The 16,075-nt window shown below is 71.0% G+C and carries 14 protein-coding genes and 2 riboswitches; of the genes, 7 read left to right on the top strand and 7 right to left on the bottom strand.

Annotated features, from left to right (window positions below; genetic code table 11):
* Positions 1-40 precede the first annotated feature (40 nt).
* Positions 41-1,489 carry an argininosuccinate synthase gene (gene argG, locus ABD378_RS24535; protein ID WP_344523767.1) on the bottom strand — a complete coding sequence of 483 codons (1,449 nt, stop codon included), beginning with the start codon at positions 1,487-1,489 and terminating at the stop codon, positions 41-43.
* Positions 1,490-1,587: 98 nt separating this feature from the next.
* On the opposite strand from argG, the gene ABD378_RS24530 reads away from it, so the two are divergent.
* Positions 1,588-2,121 carry a GNAT family N-acetyltransferase gene (locus tag ABD378_RS24530; RefSeq protein ID WP_344523765.1) on the top strand — a complete coding sequence of 178 codons (534 nt, stop codon included), beginning with the start codon at positions 1,588-1,590 and terminating at the stop codon, positions 2,119-2,121.
* Positions 2,122-2,378: 257 nt separating this feature from the next.
* A complete protein-coding gene (locus tag ABD378_RS24525; RefSeq protein WP_386546567.1) occupies positions 2,379-3,632 on the top strand; it encodes an MDR family MFS transporter in 1,254 nt (417 codons plus the stop codon).
* On the opposite strand, the gene ABD378_RS24520 is transcribed toward ABD378_RS24525, so the two are convergent.
* From ABD378_RS24520 to ABD378_RS24500, 5 genes are all read right to left on the bottom strand, one after another.
* Positions 3,621-4,502 (bottom strand): energy-coupling factor ABC transporter ATP-binding protein, encoded by an 882-nt coding sequence (locus ABD378_RS24520; RefSeq protein ID WP_344523763.1) that lies wholly within the window; start codon positions 4,500-4,502, stop codon positions 3,621-3,623. The genes ABD378_RS24525 and ABD378_RS24520 overlap by 12 nt on opposite strands.
* Positions 4,499-5,248 carry a cobalt ECF transporter T component CbiQ gene (cbiQ, locus tag ABD378_RS24515; protein WP_344523761.1) on the bottom strand — a complete coding sequence of 250 codons (750 nt, stop codon included), beginning with the start codon at positions 5,246-5,248 and terminating at the stop codon, positions 4,499-4,501. Before cbiQ ends, ABD378_RS24520 begins: the two co-directional genes overlap by 4 nt.
* A 6-nt stretch (positions 5,249-5,254) precedes the next feature.
* Entirely contained in the window at positions 5,255-5,629 is a 375-nt protein-coding gene (locus ABD378_RS24510) for an energy-coupling factor ABC transporter substrate-binding protein (protein ID WP_344523759.1), read from the bottom strand.
* Positions 5,629-6,363, bottom strand: a complete 735-nt coding sequence (locus ABD378_RS24505; RefSeq protein WP_344523757.1) for an energy-coupling factor ABC transporter permease — start codon at positions 6,361-6,363, stop codon at positions 5,629-5,631. Before ABD378_RS24505 ends, ABD378_RS24510 begins: the two co-directional genes overlap by 1 nt.
* Before the next feature lie 30 nt (positions 6,364-6,393).
* A riboswitch (cobalamin riboswitch) is annotated at positions 6,394-6,590 on the bottom strand.
* 71 nt (positions 6,591-6,661) lie between these two features.
* Positions 6,662-8,074 (bottom strand): short-chain fatty acyl-CoA regulator family protein, encoded by a 1,413-nt coding sequence (locus ABD378_RS24500; RefSeq protein ID WP_344523755.1) that lies wholly within the window; start codon positions 8,072-8,074, stop codon positions 6,662-6,664.
* A 267-nt stretch (positions 8,075-8,341) separates the two neighbouring features.
* On the opposite strand from ABD378_RS24500, the gene aceA reads away from it, so the two are divergent.
* The 4 genes from aceA to metE all read left to right on the top strand — a co-directional run bounded on the left by aceA (position 8,342) and on the right by metE (position 15,135).
* The gene (gene aceA, locus ABD378_RS24495) at positions 8,342-9,634 is read left to right on the top strand and encodes an isocitrate lyase (protein ID WP_344523753.1); all 1,293 of its coding nucleotides are present in this window, start codon (positions 8,342-8,344) and stop codon (positions 9,632-9,634) included.
* 146 nt (positions 9,635-9,780) lie between these two features.
* Complete coding sequence (gene aceB, locus ABD378_RS24490) at positions 9,781-11,373, top strand: malate synthase A (RefSeq protein WP_344523751.1); 1,593 nt, start codon at positions 9,781-9,783, stop codon at positions 11,371-11,373.
* A complete protein-coding gene (locus ABD378_RS24485) occupies positions 11,370-12,239 on the top strand; it encodes a 3-hydroxybutyryl-CoA dehydrogenase (protein ID WP_344523749.1) in 870 nt (289 codons plus the stop codon). The genes aceB and ABD378_RS24485 overlap by 4 nt, the downstream gene beginning before the upstream one ends.
* Before the next feature lie 195 nt (positions 12,240-12,434).
* A riboswitch (cobalamin riboswitch) is annotated at positions 12,435-12,652 on the top strand.
* A 161-nt stretch (positions 12,653-12,813) separates the two neighbouring features.
* Positions 12,814-15,135 carry a 5-methyltetrahydropteroyltriglutamate--homocysteine S-methyltransferase gene (gene metE / locus ABD378_RS24480; protein ID WP_344523747.1) on the top strand — a complete coding sequence of 774 codons (2,322 nt, stop codon included), beginning with the start codon at positions 12,814-12,816 and terminating at the stop codon, positions 15,133-15,135.
* 65 nt (positions 15,136-15,200) lie between these two features.
* Here the strand turns inward: metE and ABD378_RS24475 are convergent, their stop codons facing one another.
* Positions 15,201-15,692, bottom strand: a complete 492-nt coding sequence (locus ABD378_RS24475) for a MarR family winged helix-turn-helix transcriptional regulator (RefSeq protein WP_344523745.1) — start codon at positions 15,690-15,692, stop codon at positions 15,201-15,203.
* 208 nt (positions 15,693-15,900) lie between these two features.
* Here ABD378_RS24475 and ABD378_RS24470 point away from each other — a divergent pair.
* Positions 15,901-16,075: SDR family NAD(P)-dependent oxidoreductase (locus ABD378_RS24470; protein ID WP_425583862.1), on the top strand; the 175-nt coding region annotated here is incomplete at its 3' end.

Raw genomic sequence — 16,075 nt, 5'->3', positions numbered from 1 at the left:
CGGGGCCCGCTGCTCGGGTGCTTACGACCGGTGAGCGGTCTCAGTCCGTGCCGGACTCCATCGCGGCGCGGTCCAGCATCGTCTCCTCGTCCGTGGCGGTACCACGCGAGGCGATCGCCTCGGCGCCGCCGCCGTCCATGGCTCCGATCAGACCGGTCGATGCCGCCTGCGCGGCGCCGATCGGCGTCGGGTGGCCGCCGCCGACCATGCCGAGGCCCGCGTACTGCTCGAGCCGCGCACGGGAGTCGGCGATGTCGAGGTTGCGCATGGTGAGCTGGCCGATCCGGTCCACCGGGCCGAACGCCGAGTCCTCGGTCCGCTCCATGGAGAGCTTGTCGGGGTGGTAGCTGAACGCCGGGCCCGTGGTGTCGAGGATCGAGTAGTCCTCGCCGCGCCGCAGCCGCAGCGTCACCTCGCCGGTGATCGCCGCGCCGACCCAGCGCTGCAGCGACTCGCGGATCATCAGCGCCTGCGGGTCCAGCCAGCGGCCCTCGTACATCAGCCGGCCGAGACGCCGGCCCTCGTTGTGGTACGAGGCCACGACGTCCTCGTTGTGGATCGCGTTGACCAGGCGCTCGTAGGCGATGTGCAGGAGCGCCATGCCGGGGGCCTCGTAGATGCCGCGGCTCTTGGCCTCGATGATCCGGTTCTCGATCTGGTCGGACATGCCGAGCCCGTGCCGGCCGCCGATCGCGTTGGCCTCCATCACGAGGTCGACCGCGGAGGCGAACTCCTTGCCGTTGATGGTGACCGGGCGGCCCTGGTCGAAGCCGATCGTCACGTCCTCGGTGTCGATCTCCACCGACGGGTCCCAGAACTTCACGCCCATGATCGGGTCGACCGTCTCGAGCCCGGTGTCGAGGTGCTCCAGGGTCTTGGCCTCGTGCGTGGCGCCCCAGATGTTGGCGTCGGTGGAGTACGCCTTCTCCGTCGAGTCCCGGTAGGGCAGCTCGTGCGCGAGCAGCCACTCCGACATCTCCTTGCGCCCGCCGAGCTCCGTGACGAAGTCCGCGTCCAGCCAGGGCTTGTAGATCCGCAGATGCGGGTTGGCGAGCAGCCCGTACCGGTAGAACCGCTCGATGTCGTTGCCCTTGAACGTGGAGCCGTCGCCCCAGATCTGCACGCCGTCCTCGAGCATGGCCCGCACCAGGAGCGTGCCGGTCACGGCGCGGCCCAGCGGCGTGGTGTTGAAGTACGGACGCCCGCCCGACCTGATGTGGAAGGCGCCGCACGCGAGCGCGGCGAGCCCTTCCTCGACCAGCGCTTCACGGCAGTCGACGAGCCGGGTGATCTCGGCGCCGTACGCGGAGGCACGGCCGGGCACGGAGGCGATGTCGGGCTCGTCGTACTGGCCGATGTCGGCGGTGTACGTGCACGGGACGGCGCCCTTGTCGCGCATCCAGGCGACGGCGACCGAGGTGTCGAGACCGCCGGAGAAGGCAATGCCGACGCGCTCGCCGGTGGGGAGGGAGGTGAGGACCTTGGACATAGGAAGAGTATGCATCACTTCGCATGACCATGCAACGCCCTTCACTCCGGCACTCGACGCCCGGCGGACCGCATCGGCTTAATGCTTAGGATGTGCAAGTGCTTGAATATCGCATCAGGACGGCCACCGCCGACGACCTCGGCGCCGCACGAGCCGTCATGCTCGACACCGTCTACCACGACTTCGGCACGGGGTACGTGCCGCGCTGGCACGGCGACATCATCGACCTCGACGGCGCGTACGTGAGGCCGGCCCGCCACACCCTGCTCGTCGCGGTGGACCAGCGGGACGGGGCGGTCGCCGCCACCGCGGCCCTCGACTCCCGCGGTCCCGCACACCCGCCGAACCCGCGCTGGATCGCCGAGCGCTTCCCCTCGGACGAGACGGCACAGCTGCGGCGCGTCTACGTACGCGCCGAGCACCGGCGCCGCGGCCTCGCCCGGCGGCTGGTCGGTGAGCTGCTGGACTTCGCCGCGACGGACGGTGGATACCGCGCCGTCTATCTGCACACCGACCCGGCGGTGACCGGCGCCGAGGGCTTCTGGCGTTCCCTCGGCAAGGTGGTGCACGACGAGCGCGAGGACTCCGGCGCATCGCGGGTCATGCACTTCGAAGTGCCCATGCGGCCGTAGCCCCCACCCCCGGCCCGGCGCGCGGTCGCCTCATGACCCCGATCCATTAATGGAAATGGTTGTCATGTAGCCTCTGTGGCTGCTGCCCCATCGGACCACCCCACCCCGAGAACGAGGACCATGCGCTCCGTCCGCCGCCGTCCCTTCATAACCAAGTTGGACGCGAACGGCGCCGCCACCCCCGCGCTCGCCGCGTCCTGGAAGCAGGAAAGCACCGCCCGGTGAGCGGTCGACGTCAGTTGGCGCTGCCCGCCCGGCTGCGGGTCCGGTCCGTGAAGCGGTCGCGCCGCGAACGGACCTGGACGCACCTGCCCCCACTCCTTCGCCTGCTGATCCTGACCCAACTCGCCTTCAACGTCGGCTTCTTCGCCGTTCTGCCGTTCCTGGCCGAGCACCTGGGCGCGGCGATCGGCATGGCGGGCTGGCTGGTCGGGCTCGTGCTCGGCCTGCGGACGTTCAGCCAGCAGGGGCTGTTCGTCGTGGGCGGCGCCCTGACCGACCGGTACGGCGTACGGCCCGTCGTGCTCACCGGCTGCCTGCTGCGCATCGCCGGTTTCGCCTGGCTCGGGTACGCGCAGCAGACCTGGTCGGTCATCGGCGCCGTACTCCTGATCGGGTTCGCCGCCGCCCTGTTCTCCCCCGCCGTCGAGTCCGAGGTCGCCCGGCAGGCGGTGCTCTGGGAGGAGGCCGGCCAGGGCCCGCGCACCCGTGTCCTTGCCCTGCTCACCGTGGCGGGCCAGGCAGGCGCGTTCCTCGGTCCGCTGCTCGGCGCGCTGCTGCTCTCCGTCGACTTCCGCACCGTCTGCCTGGCCGGGGCCGGGGTGTTCGTCCTCGTCCTGGCCGGACACCTGTGGCTGCTGCCCCAGCGCATCCCGGGGCGGGAGCGGATCCGCGTACGAGGAGGGGTGGGCGACATGCTGCGCAACCGCCGCTTCCTGGCGGTGTGCTGTGCGTACGGCGCCTATCTCCTGGCGTACAACCAGCTCTATCTCGCCCTCCCGGAGGAGGTGGAGCGCACGGCCGGGTCACAGGCCCCTCTGGCCTGGCTCTTCGCCCTCTCCTCTCTCCTTGTGGTGGCCACGCAGCTTCCGGTCACCCACTGGGCCGCGAGCCGGCTCGACCAGCGGCGCTCCATGGCGGCCGGGCTCGTGCTCATCTCCGTCGGGTTCGCCGTCGTCGCCGTCGCGCGCCCGGCCGCCTTGACCGGTTTCGCGGGGCTGCTGCCCGCCGCCGCCTTCGTCGTCCTTCTCACCGTCGGCCAGATGCTGGTCGCCCCGGCCGCCCGCGCCTGGGTCCCCGACCTCACGCGCGAGGGCAGGCTCGGCCTCTACACCGGCGCCCTGTCCTCGGTCTCCGGCCTGATCGTCCTGGTGGGCAGCGCCGCGACCGGCTCGCTCCTGGACGCGGGGCTTCCGCCCTCGGTGCCGTGGCTCGCGCTCGCCGCGATCCCGCTCCTGGCCGTGGCTCTCCTGCCCGGCCGCACCCGGGTCCCGGGCCCGTCAGCCGGCTGACGCACCGGGCATCGCAGGGGCCGTGAGGGCCGCCAACTCCTCGGGCGTGCGGGGCTCCTCGCCCGCCCCGGCCGACAGGCCCTTCGCCCGCAACAGCTCCGCGACGGCTATCCCCCACGGCAGCCGGAGGCCCGCCTGCGCCAGGAGGTCGCGGTGGGCCAGCATCTGCGCGACCGGCCCTGTGCGCACTCCCGATGGGGTGAGCAGCGCCGCGTCGTCGGCCCAGCGGAGGGCCAGATCCACGTCATGGGTGGCCATGACCACGGTCGTCCCCGCGTCCCGCAGGCCTTGCAGGGTGGCAAGGAGGCGTTCCTGGCCGTCGGGGTCGAGCCCCGCGGTCGGCTCGTCGAGGATCAGTACGCGGGGGCGCATCGCCACGGCGCCCGCGATGGCCGTCCGCTTCCGCTGGCCGTAGGAGAGCAGATGGGTCGGGCGGTCCGCCAGGGCGCTGATGTCGAGCGCGGCGAGCGCCTCGGCGACCCGGGCCCGCACCTCGGCGTCCGTCAGCCCGAGGTTCAGCGGCCCGAAGGACACGTCCTGCTCGACCGAGGCGGCGAACAGCTGGTCGTCCGGGTCCTGGACGACCAGCTGAACGGTGGTGCGCAGCCGGGTCAGACCCTTGCGGTCGTACGTCACGGGGGCGCCCCTGAGCGTCAACCCGCCCTGCTCCGGGCGGAGTCCGCCGCTCAGCAGCCGCATGAGGGTGGTCTTGCCGCTGCCGTTGCGCCCGAGCAGCGCCAGGGCACGGCCCTCGGTGACATCGAAGTCCAGGCCGCTGAGGACGGTGGGCCCGTCCTCGTAGGCATAGGAAGCATCGCGCAGAGCGACCAAGGACTCGCCCGGCTCGCGAGGAGCGCTCGGCTCGCTCATGGAAGAAGCCTTTCCAGTACGAGGGTGAGGGCCGCCAGGCCCGTGAGGAGTACGGCGCTCATGGCGACGAAGCTCCGGGAGATCCGGGCGTCGGGCACGAGCACCCGCAGGGTTCCGTCGTAGCCGCGTCCGGCGAGCCCGGCCTGCAGCCGGGTCGCCCGGTCGAAGGCGCGCACGAACGCGGTGGCGCCAAGACCGCCGAGGGAGCGCCAGGTGGCGGCCCGGGTGGTGTGGCCGAGCCGCGCGGCCTGCGCCTGCCGGATCCTGCTCATGGAGTCCAGGAGCAGGAAGCTCATCCGGTACATGACGAGCGCCACGTCCACGACCGGCGCCGGAACGCCCGCCTTCACCAGGCGGGGCAGCAGATCCGACATCGGTGTCGTGAAGGCGAAAAGGAGGACGCCGAGCGAGGCCGCCGAGGTGCGCAGGAGCAGGCCGCCCGCCCGCGTGGGTCCGCCGTCGGCGAGCGTGACGAACCCTTCGGGTCCGCCGAGTTGGACGATCAGGGTCAGGGCGCCGGTGACGCAGAAGCCGAGCGGTACGCGGTAGGCGCGCCACAGTTTGCGCGGCGGCACCCCCGCGGGTCCGAGCAGCACGGCGAGCGCGGCGATCAGCACCAGGGCGGCGCCCGGCCAGGGCGGCAGGGAGACGGCCAGGACAGTGAGGCCGAGCCCGAGCACGGCCTTGTCCACGGGGTGGCGGCGGCGCCAGCGACTGCTGTGCGCCGCCGCGTCGATGGGCAGCACGCGGGGTCAGACCTGCTCGGTCTCGGGCCGGGGGCCCTCCACGTCGGAGTGCTGCTCCGCGGGTGCGTCCTCGGCCCGTGCGATCTCCGCGCCCTGACGGCGTCCCTTGCGCAGACCGAAGTAGTACGCGAGGACGCCCGCTCCCAGTGCCGCCTGCAGGGCGAAGAGCGCCGACTCGACCTCGCCGGAAGGGGGCTCGTACAGCGGCGAGAACCACGGCTCGTAATCCGGCTTGATCTCCGTGATCGCGGTCTCGGCCTGGGCGTCGGACCCGGTGAACGGCTCCTTCTCGTCGTCGCCGAGGCCGAGGGCCAACGGCAGCACCGCGAGCGCGGCGACGATGAGGAGGAGCAGAGTGTTGATCTTCGCGTTCCTGCTCATCAGGCGCCGGCCCCCGTCTCCGTCTTGGCGTCCGTCTTGGCGTCCCTGTCCGTCTTCGCGGCCGACTGCTTGCCCTGGAGCAGCACGCCGAGCCGCGTGAGCTCGCCCTTGCTGGACTGCACGAGCAGCCGCATCACGATGACGGTGAGCAGTCCCTCGCTGACCGCGAGGGGGATCTGCGTGACGGCGAAGATGCCGCCGAACTTGCCCAGGGCGCCGATGAATCCGCTGCTCGGGTCGGGGAACGCCAGGGCGAGCTGGACGCTGGTGACGCAGTACGTGGACAGGTCGGCGACGAACGCACCGAAGAACACGGCGACCATGAGCGGCACGTCGTACCGCTTCAGGAGCCGGTAGACGGCGTATCCGGCCCATGGCCCGATGATCGCCATGGAGAAGACGTTCGCGCCCAGCGTGGTGAGCCCGCCGTGGGCGAGCAGCAGGGCCTGGAACAGCAGCGTGATGGTGCCGAGCACCGTCATGATCGGCGGCCGGAACAGGATCGCGCCGAGCCCGGTGCCCGTCGGGTGTGAGCAACTGCCCGTAACGGACGGGATTTTCAGTGCGGAAAGGACAAAAGTGAAGGCACCGGAGGCGCCCAGGAGCAGTGTGCTCTCCGGGTGTTCCTTGACCTCACGGGTCAGGGAGCGGACTCCGTGGACTACGAACGGCGCGGACGCTACGCCCCAGGCGATCGCGTGCGCCGGCGGCAGGAAACCCTCGGCTATGTGCATGGCTAAGCAGACCCTCTCCAGCACCTCGTGGATGGACAACGCGCCTTGGCCGGTCTCCTGGCTGACGGGTCGTACCGACCGGACTCCGCCTTCCCGGGTGCGTGTGCACCCAGTGGCTGCCGCGAGGGCTGGAGCCGGACTTCCCGATCACAGTGGCGAGGGCCGCACCGGCATCACACCGATTTCCCGTTCACCAAGGCGTGGCGACCTTAGTGCGCAACTGAGTTTCCTGACAACTTGCAGGGCCACTGCAGCTGTGGCACACACGAGCGCACACGACCAGGGCGTACGCCCCTGGTCAGCGCGTGTGCTCCCCGGCCACGGGGTAGGGGACGAAGGTGCTGCTGTTCTCGTCGATCGCCAGGCGGCGGTCCAGTGGAGGCACCGCCCGCTGGGGGCAGTCGGTGCGTTCGCAGAGGCGGCAGCCCATGCCGATGGGCACGGCGGATGAGGCACTGTCGAGGTCGAGGCCGTCGGAGTAGACCAGCCGTGACGCGTGGCGGATCTCGCAGCCGAGGCCGATGGCGAAGGTCTTGCCGGGCTCGCCCCAGCCGCCGCGGTGCCGGGTGACCGCACGGGCGGTCCACAGGAATCGCTGACCGTCCGGCATGGAGGCGACCTGGACATGGATGCGGCCGGGGGCGGCGAACGCCTCGTACACGTTCCACAGCGGGCAGGTGCCGCCCGCGCGGGAGAAGTGGAACGCGGTCGCGGACTGACGCTTCGACATGTTCCCCGCCCGGTCGACCCGGACGAAGGAGAAGGGCACGCCACGCAGCCGGGGCCGCTGCAGGGTGCTGAGGCGGTGGCAGATCGTCTCGTAGCCGAGCCCGAAGTGGTCGGTCAGCCGCTCGATGTCGTAGCGGAACTCCTCCGCGGCCGCGTGGAAGCGGCGGTAGGGCAGGATCAGGGCGGCGGCGAAGTAGTTGGCGATGCCGATGCGGGCCAGCGGCCAGGCCGCCGTCTCCCGGTCGAAGTCCTGGGAGGCGAGGGCGGACACCTCGTCCGCGTACTCGAGCAGCGCGAGCTGGGTGGCCATCCGGAAGGCCTGTTGGCCCGGGCGCAGCCGGTTGGAGAGGTGCAGGACCCGGGCCGTCGGGTCGTAGTGGTGCAGGAGCTGGTCGGCGTCCGCGGCCAGCCGCACCCCGTGGCGCTCGGCGAGGCGCGCGGACAGGGCACGCACGACCTCGCCGGGACGTACGCCGATCTCGGCCGCGAACTGTTCGGCGGCCAGGTCGATCTCGTGCAGGTAGTTCTGGCGCCGGTAGAAGAACTCACGGATCTCCTCGTGCGCGGAACGGGGCTGTGCCGCCGTTCCCGGCCCCCGCCCGTCCGCGGCTTCGGAGAGCTGTTCGGTCAGGTGCTGGTTCCGGCGGCCGAGGTCCACCAGGACCGTCGCCACGGCGGGCATGCGCGACGCCAGGTCCGAGAGGTCGGACGCGGAGACCCGGCCCGCGGAGACCTCGCCGGTCAGGGCGTCCCGCAGATCGGCCACCAGGCGGCTGGTGTCGCGCTCGGAGAAGAAGCCCGGGTCGACGCCGAACGCCTCCGTGAGGCGCAGCAGCACGGGCACGGTCAGCGGCCGGGAGTCGTGCTCCATCTGGTTCAGATAGCTCGGCGAGATGGCCAGGGTGCGGGCCAGGTCGGCCTGGCTCATGCGGCGCTCCTCCCGCAGCCGTCGCAGCCGCGCTCCCGCGTATGTCTTGCTCACCCGTGGCTCCTGTCCGGTCACGATCGCCCTCGTCGGCACTGCTCGCGATGGTAGCCACGCGAACGAAGATTTCGGCATTAACAGAATTGGCAGAACGGCGAGCAAAGATGCGCAGAACTTGGCATCTTTCCCCGCTTGTTGGCACTGAGTGCCGATGCGAGAGTCGTACCGCGGCCCGCCGTACTCCGCATGGCGGGCCGCATCCCAGATTCACTCGGCACTCAGTGCCAGGCGTTCGCATAGTTTACGAGTCTCCAGGAGACGGTCATGGCATCACAGGCAGGGACGACGACGGCAACGGCCCAGGAGCTGGCTCAGCGGTGGGCGACCGACACCCGGTGGAAGGGCATCGAGCGCACCTACTCCGCCGATGACGTGGTCAGGCTCTCCGGCAGCGTCCGCGAGGAACACACGCTCGCCCGGCGCGGGGCCGAGCGGCTGTGGCGCCAATTGCACGAGCAGGACTACATCCACGCGCTCGGCGCACTGACCGGCGGCCAGGCGGTCCAGCAGGTCAAGGCCGGTCTTCAGGCGATCTACCTGTCCGGCTGGCAGGTGGCCGCCGACGCCAACCAGGCCGGGCACACCTACCCCGACCAGTCGCTCTACCCGGCCAACTCGGTGCCGCAGGTGGTCCGTCGGATCAACAACGCGCTGCTGCGCGCCGACCAGATCGCCACCGCCGAGGGCGGCGACGACACCACCGACTGGCTCGCGCCGATCGTCGCCGACGCCGAGGCGGGCTTCGGCGGACCGCTCAACGCCTTCGAGCTGACCAAGGCGATGATCGCCGCGGGCGCCGCGGGCATCCACTACGAGGACCAGCTGGCCTCGGAGAAGAAGTGCGGTCACCTGGGCGGAAAGGTGCTCGTGCCGACCGGCCAGCACATCCGCACCCTCAACGCGGCCCGCCTGGCCGCCGACATCGCCGATGTGCCGACGCTGATCGTGGCGCGCACCGACGCGCTCGCGGCGAACCTGCTGACCAGCGATGTCGACGAGCGTGACGCCGAGTTCGTCACGGGCGAGCGCACCGCCGAGGGCTTCTACCGGGTGCGCAGCGGCATGGCGCCCGTCATCGCCCGCGGCCTCGCCTACGCCCCGTACGCGGACCTCATCTGGGTCGAGACCGGCACCCCGGACCTCGCCCAGGCACGCGAGTTCGCCGAGGCGATCCACGCCGAGCACCCCGACCAGATGCTCGCCTACAACTGCTCGCCGTCGTTCAACTGGCGTGCCGCCCTGGACGACGACCAGATCGCCAAGTTCCAGCGCGAACTGGGCGCCATGGGCTACCGCTTCCAGTTCATCACGCTTGCCGGCTTCCACTCCCTCAACCACGGCATGTTCGACCTGGCCCGCGGCTATGCCGAGCACGGCATGACCGCCTATGTCGACCTCCAGGAGCGCGAGTTCGCCGCGCAGGCGCAGGGCTTCACCGCCGTGAAGCACCAGCGCGAGGTCGGCACCGGCTACTTCGACCAGGTGTCCACCGCCGTCAACCCGGCCTCCTCCACGACGGCGCTTGCCGGATCCACCGAGGAAGAGCAGTTCCACTAGGCGCTTGGGCGCTTCGCTGGATCACCGCATCGACAACCGAGGGCCGGTGGGGGCTGGGCGCGCCCACGGGGCGGAGCCCCATGTGTCACAGCCCCGCGCCCCTTCGGGGCGCCTCCACTTCCGCACACCCCCCTGAGGAGACCCGCATGACCATCTCCGCTCCGACAAGCCGTGCTCAGGTCCTCGGCGCACCGGCTGACCGTCACGACGAGATCCTCACTCCCGAGGCGCTGGAGTTCGTCGGCCGCCTCGTCGACGCCTTCGCCGACCGCCGCCTGGAGATCCTCAAGGAGCGCACGCGGGTGGGAGCCCGCCTTGCTTCCGGCTCCCCGCTCGACTTCTCCGTCGCCACCGCCCGCATACGGGCGGACGACTCCTGGCAGGTGGCGCCCCCGGCACCCGGACTGACCGACCGACGTGTGGAGATCACAGGACCGCCGGAACGCGGGATGGCGGTCAACGCCCTCAACTCCGGTGCCCAGGTGTGGATGGCGGACTTCGAGGACGCGACCTCACCCACCTGGGACAACATCATCGGCGGTCAGCTGAACCTGCTCGACGCCATCGAGCGCAGGATCGACTTCACCACGCCGTACGGCAGGCGGTACCGGCTCGGCGAGCAGGTCGCGACCATCGTCGTCCGCCCGCGCGGCTGGCACCTGACCGAGGAGCACCTGGAGATCGGCGGCCGGCCAGCGCCCGCGTCCCTCGTGGACTTCGGCCTCTACTTCTTCCACTGCGCCCAGCGGCAGATCGAAGCGGGGCGCGGCCCGTACTTCTACCTGCCGAAGCTGGAGAGCCGCGACGAGGCGCGGCTGTGGAACGACGTGTTCATCCTGGCCCAGGACCTCATCGGCATCCCCCGCGGCACGATCCGGGCCACGGCCTTGATCGAGACCATCACGGCGGCCGTCCAGATGGAGGAGATCCTCTACGAGCTGCGCGAGCACAGCTCGGGCCTCAACGCCGGCCGCTGGGACTACCTCTTCAGCCTCATCAAGACCTTCGGACACCGCACCGACTTCCTGCTGCCCGACCGGGCCAAGGTCACCATGACCGCCCCCTTCATGCGCGCGTACACCGAACTCCTGGTGCGCACCTGCCACAAGCGGGGCGCCCACGCCATCGGCGGCATGGCCGCTCACGTACCCGGCAAGGACCCCGACGCCCACCGGGCGGCCCTCGCCAGGGTGCGGCTCGACAAGGAACGCGAGGCCGAGGACGGGTTCGACGGCTCCTGGGTCGCCCACCCCGCGCTCGTGCCCGTCTGCCGCGAGGTGTTCGACGGGGTGCTCGACACCCGCCCGCACCAGATCGACCGCACCCGCGACGACGTCGAGGTGACGGCGGCACGGTTGCTCTCCGTACGCCGCATCAGCGCGCCGCCCACCTCGGAGGGCGTACGCACCAACATCGCCGTCGCCCTGCGCTACTTCGCCGCATGGCTGCACGGCCAGGGAGCCGTCGCCCTGTACGGGCTGATGGAGGACGCCGCCACCGCCGAGATCGCCCGGGTGCAGATCTGGCAGTGGCTGCGCCACCGGGCCGTCGATCGCGAGGCGGTGTCGGAGGTGGTGGAGGACGAGCTCGCCGCCCTGGGGGCGGAGTACCCGTGGGCGCCCCTCGACGAGATCCGCGGTCTCTTCGAACGGACCGCGCTGGCACGGGAGTTGCCCGCCTTCTTCACCACGGATGCCTACAGCCGCCACCTCGTGCGTCACCTGGAGGGACAGTCATGACCGCGGCCATCCGCCGGGTCGGTGTGGTGGGCGGGGGCCAGATGGGCGCCGGAATCGCCGAGGTGTGCGCCCGCGCCGGCCTGGACACCGTCGTCTGCGAGGCCGACGCCCTCACCGCCCGCGCAGCCCGCGAGCGGGTCGCCGTATCGCTCGAACGAGCCGTGCAGCGCGGCAAGTTGGACCGCATCGGCGCCGAGGACGCGCTGGCCCGCATGGTCTTCACCGGCAGCATCGACGACCTGGCCGACCGTCAGCTCGTCGTCGAGGCCGTCGTCGAGGACACCGCGGCGAATACGGAGATCTTCGCCACCCTGGACAAGGTCGTCGAGGACCCGGGGGCGATCCTGGCCACCAACACCTCGTCCATCCCGGTCATGCGTCTGGGCATGGCGACCCGGCGCGCCGACCGTGTCCTCGGGCTGCACTTCTTCAATCCCGCCCCCGTGCTCCCCCTGGTCGAGATCGTCTCCTCGCTGCACACGGCCGCAGAAACCGTCGCCGCCGTCGAGGACTTCGCCACGCACACCCTGGGCAAGACGGTCGTCCGGTCGCAGGACAGAGCGGGCTTCGTCGTCAACGCCCTGCTCGTCCCCTACCTCCTCTCGGCGATCCGGATGACGGAGTCGGGCTTCGCCACGGCCGCCGATGTGGACGCGGGCATGGAGTTGGGCTGCGCGCACCCGATGGGGCCGCTGAAGCTGGCGGACCTGATCGGCCTGGACACGGTCGCCTCCATCGCGGCGTCTCTCTACGAAGAGTTCAAGGAACCCCTGTACGCACCGCCGCCGCTGCTCCGGCGCATGGTGGAGGCGGGGCTGCTCGGCCGCAAGACCGGCCGCGGGTTCCACATCTACGACCGGGGCTGAGGGGCCCGGGTCCGCCGCTGGGCTGAGGGGCCCGCGGCTGCTGTGAGCGGGGCGCGGAACAGAGTGGTGATCTGTTCCGCGCCCCTTCACGTGTTCGCGCGGCCGGTTCACGTGTTCGCCCGCGCCGGGCGGGTCCGTGTCTCACCTCACGGTCCGGAATGTGATCAGTGCTGCCCAAGAGGCCGACCACCCCTTAGCCTGACCAGTGCAGCTGGTTCGCCCTGTCCGCCAGGCAGAGGTGTCGTAAGAGGGAACCCGGTGGGAATCCGGGACTGCCCCGCAGCGGTGAGTGGGAACGACCGCCGTCATACGCACTGGATCCAAGCGCGGATCCGGGAAGCGACGGCCAGTAGGAACCTGTCTCGGCAGGTGTGCCCGCGAGTCCGAAGACCTGCCCGTTGCCCGTACGTGACCCCTCACGTGCGGACATCTCGGTGACCTCGTGGGCGGGTCGGCGTCAGATCAGGTGGAGCACCGCGCCGGTGGCGCGCGTCCGGTCCGCCCGGTTCGTCATCCCTTCGCGTCCGTGTCCCGTCACCGGGATCTCAGGAGTCATCTCGCGAAGGAGATTTCCGTGACAACGAAGTCCGCAGCCGCGGCAGCACAGGCCACTGTGTACGGCTACCCCCGCCAGGGCCCCGACCGGGAACTGAAGAAGGCCGTCGAGGGCTACTGGAAGGGCCGCGTCACCGCCGACGCCCTCCGGTACACCGCGGCGCAGCTGCGCCGGTCCACCTGGCAGCGTCTGGTCGACGCGGGCATCCATGAGGTGCCGACCGGTGACTTCTCGTACTACGACCACGTCCTGGACACCAGCGTCATGGTCGGCGCCGTCCCCCCGCGGCACCGCGAGGCCGTCGACACGGACCCGCTCGACGGCTATTTCGCGATGGCCCGCGGCACCCAGGACGTGGCCCCCCTCGAGATGACCAAGTGGTTCGACACCAACTACCACTACCTCGTGCCGGAGCTCGGCCCCGACACCGTCTTCACCGCCGACTCCGCCAAGCAGGTCGCCGAGCTGAAGGAGGCCCTCGCGATGGGCTTCGCGGCCCGCCCGGTCCTCGTCGGTCCGGTCACTTATCTGCTGCTCGCCAAGCCCGCGCCCGGCGTGGCCGCCGACTTCGAGCCGCTGACGCTCCTCGACCGCCTGCTGCCCGTGTACGCCGAGGTCCTGGCCGACCTGCGCGCCGCGGGCGCCGAGTGGGCGCAGCTCGACGAGCCCGCCCTGGTCCAGGACCGCACCCCGGCCGAGCTCAACGCCGCCGCCCGCGCCTACCGCGATCTGGGTGCTCTCACCGACCGCCCGAAGCTTCTTGTCGGTTCCTACTTCGGCAGGCTCGGCGAGGCGCTGCCGGTGCTCGCCAAGGCGCCGGTCGAGGGCCTCGCCCTTGACTTCACCGAGGCCGCCGCCAGTCAGCTCGAGGACCTCGCCGCCGTCGGCGGGCTGCCCGGCAAGCGTCTGGTCGCGGGCGTCGTCAACGGCCGCAACATCTGGATCAACGACCTGGAGAAGTCCCTGTCCACCCTGGGCACGCTCCTGGGGCTCGCCGAACGGGTCGACGTCTCCGCGTCCTGCTCCCTGCTGCACGTCCCGCTGGACGCCACCGCCGAGCGGGACATCGACCCGCAGATCGCCCGCTGGCTGGCCTTCGCCCACCAGAAGACCACCGAGATCGCCACGCTGGCCCGCGGTCTGGCCCAGGGCACGGGCGCCATCACGGCCGAACTGTCCGCCAACCGGGCCGACCTGGCGTCCCGCTCGGGCTCGGCCCTCACCCACGACCCGGCCGTACGCTCACGCGTCGCCTCCGTCACGGGCGCCGATGCCCGCCGCGCCCACGCCTACCCGGAGCGTGCGGCGGCCCAGCGGGCCCGGCTCGGCCTGCCGCAACTGCCCACGACCACCATCGGCTCCTTCCCGCAGACCACCGAACTGCGCACGGCACGGGCCGACTTGCGTGCGGGCCGTATCGACACGGCAGGCTACGAGGAGCGCATCAAGAACGAGATCCGCGAGGTGCTCGCCTTCCAGGAGAAGGCGGGCATCGACGTCCTGGTGCACGGCGAGCCCGAACGCAACGACATGGTGCAGTACTTCGCCGAGCAGCTCACCGGCTACCTCGCCACGCAGCACGGCTGGGTCCAGTCGTACGGCACCCGCTATGTGCGCCCGCCGGTCCTCGCCGGCGACATCTCCCGGCCCGAGCCGATGACGGTGCGCTGGACCTCGTACGCCAACTCCCTCACCGAACGCCCCGTCAAGGGCATGCTCACCGGTCCTGTCACCATGCTCGCCTGGTCGTTCGTCCGCGACGACCAGCCACTCGGAGACACCGCGCGCCAGGTCGCCCTCGCCCTGCGCGACGAGGTCAACGACCTGGAGACGGCAGGCACTTCGGTGATCCAGGTCGACGAACCGGCGCTGCGCGAGACGCTTCCGCTGCGCACCGCCGAGCACGCCGCGTACCTGGACTGGGCCACGGAATCCTTCCGCCTCACCACCAGCGGCGTCCGCCCGGACACACAGATCCACACCCACATGTGCTACGCCGAGTTCGGCGACATCGTCCAGGCCATCGACGACCTCGACGCCGACGTCATCAGCCTGGAGGCCGCCCGCTCACACATGCAGGTGGCCCGCGAACTGGCCGAGCACGGCTACCCGCGCGAGGCGGGCCCTGGCGTCTACGACATCCACTCCCCGCGCGTACCGAGCACCGAGGAGGCAGCGGCCCTGTTGCGCAAGGGACTTGAGGCCATCCCCGCCGAGCGGCTGTGGGTGAACCCCGACTGCGGCCTCAAGACCCGCGGCTGGCCCGAGACCCGAGCCTCCCTGGAGAACCTGGTCGCGGCGGCGCGTGAGGTGAGGGCGGAGCTGCCTTCGGGTTCCTGACCCGAACGAGCGGGACGGGGCGGCCATTCGAGGGCGAATGGCCGCCCCGTTCCGTGGGGACGCCCTCAGCCCCCATCCGTATGAGCCACCCGAGACAACAGCACATGCAACATCTCCCGCTCCTGCGGACCGAGCGGGGCGAGCAGTTCGTCGGTGACGCCGCGGGCCACCTCGTCGGAGTCGCGCAGGAAGTCGTGGCCCGCCGGGGCGAGGGCGACGATGCGGCGGCGGCGGTCGTCGGGGGCGGGGCGGCGCTCGACGAAGCCGAGGCGTTCCAGGTCGTCGACCAGGCCGACGATCGCGCTGGGGTCGTAGCCGAGTTCCTGGCTCAGCTCCCGCTGTGCCGCGCCCTCTACCGTGGCCAGATAGCGCAGCAGCGCGTAGTGGCGCAGGCGTAGGCCGGATCTCTGGAGCGCCGCGTTGAAGAGCTGCCCCGAGCGCAGGCCGAGGCGGTAGAGCAGGTAGCCCGCGTCGGCGTGGAGGCCGCGCATCCAGGGTGCGCCCTCGTCGACGGATCCTTCCTCCACGGGCTCGGCGGTGGTCTTCCGGCTGGTCATGAGGGGTGCTCTCCCTGATCGGTGCTGCGCGGGCCTACGGCGGACGTCGCTGACAGTCTCCAGCATGCCGCATTATCGATGTTGGAAACAATCATTGACGACAACAATGGTTTGTCTTAGCTTCCTTTCTGCGGGCCGGTGCCGAGCGGAGTCGTGTTCCCCCGCCCGCCAACCCATCTGTTCTCGCTGCCTGTTGAAGGGTTTTTCCATGCTGGACTCATACGCCGTGGACCTGCGCGGCAAGGTCGCCGTCGTCACGGGATCGGGGCGCGGCCTCGGCCTCGCCTACGCCCGCGCCCTCGCTCGCGCCGGAGCCGCGGTGGTCGTCAACGACGTCGACGAGGAAGCGGCCGAGCAGGCCGTAAAGACCATCACGGAGGCAG

The sequence above is a fragment of the Streptomyces rectiviolaceus genome, assembly GCF_039533825.1.
GTDB lineage: Bacteria > Actinomycetota > Actinomycetes > Streptomycetales > Streptomycetaceae > Streptomyces > Streptomyces rectiviolaceus.
The sequence above is the reverse complement of the archived record's forward strand: the minus strand, read 5'-3'. Positions and strand labels throughout refer to the sequence as shown.

Coding starts and splice junctions, on each gene's coding strand:
- ABD378_RS24510 (WP_344523759.1), bottom strand. CDS start 5,629: ATGAGCAGGAACGCGAAGATCAACACTCTGCTCCTCCTCATCGTCGCC.
- ABD378_RS24505 (WP_344523757.1), bottom strand. CDS start 6,363: ATGCACATAGCCGAGGGTTTCCTGCCGCCGGCGCACGCGATCGCCTGG.
- ABD378_RS24485 (WP_344523749.1), top strand. CDS start 11,370: ATGACCGCGGCCATCCGCCGGGTCGGTGTGGTGGGCGGGGGCCAGATG.
- ABD378_RS24475 (WP_344523745.1), bottom strand. CDS start 15,692: ATGACCAGCCGGAAGACCACCGCCGAGCCCGTGGAGGAAGGATCCGTC.
- aceA (WP_344523753.1), top strand. CDS start 8,342: ATGGCATCACAGGCAGGGACGACGACGGCAACGGCCCAGGAGCTGGCT.
- argG (WP_344523767.1), bottom strand. CDS start 1,489: ATGTCCAAGGTCCTCACCTCCCTCCCCACCGGCGAGCGCGTCGGCATT.
- aceB (WP_344523751.1), top strand. CDS start 9,781: ATGACCATCTCCGCTCCGACAAGCCGTGCTCAGGTCCTCGGCGCACCG.
- ABD378_RS24520 (WP_344523763.1), bottom strand. CDS start 4,502: ATGAGCGAGCCGAGCGCTCCTCGCGAGCCGGGCGAGTCCTTGGTCGCT.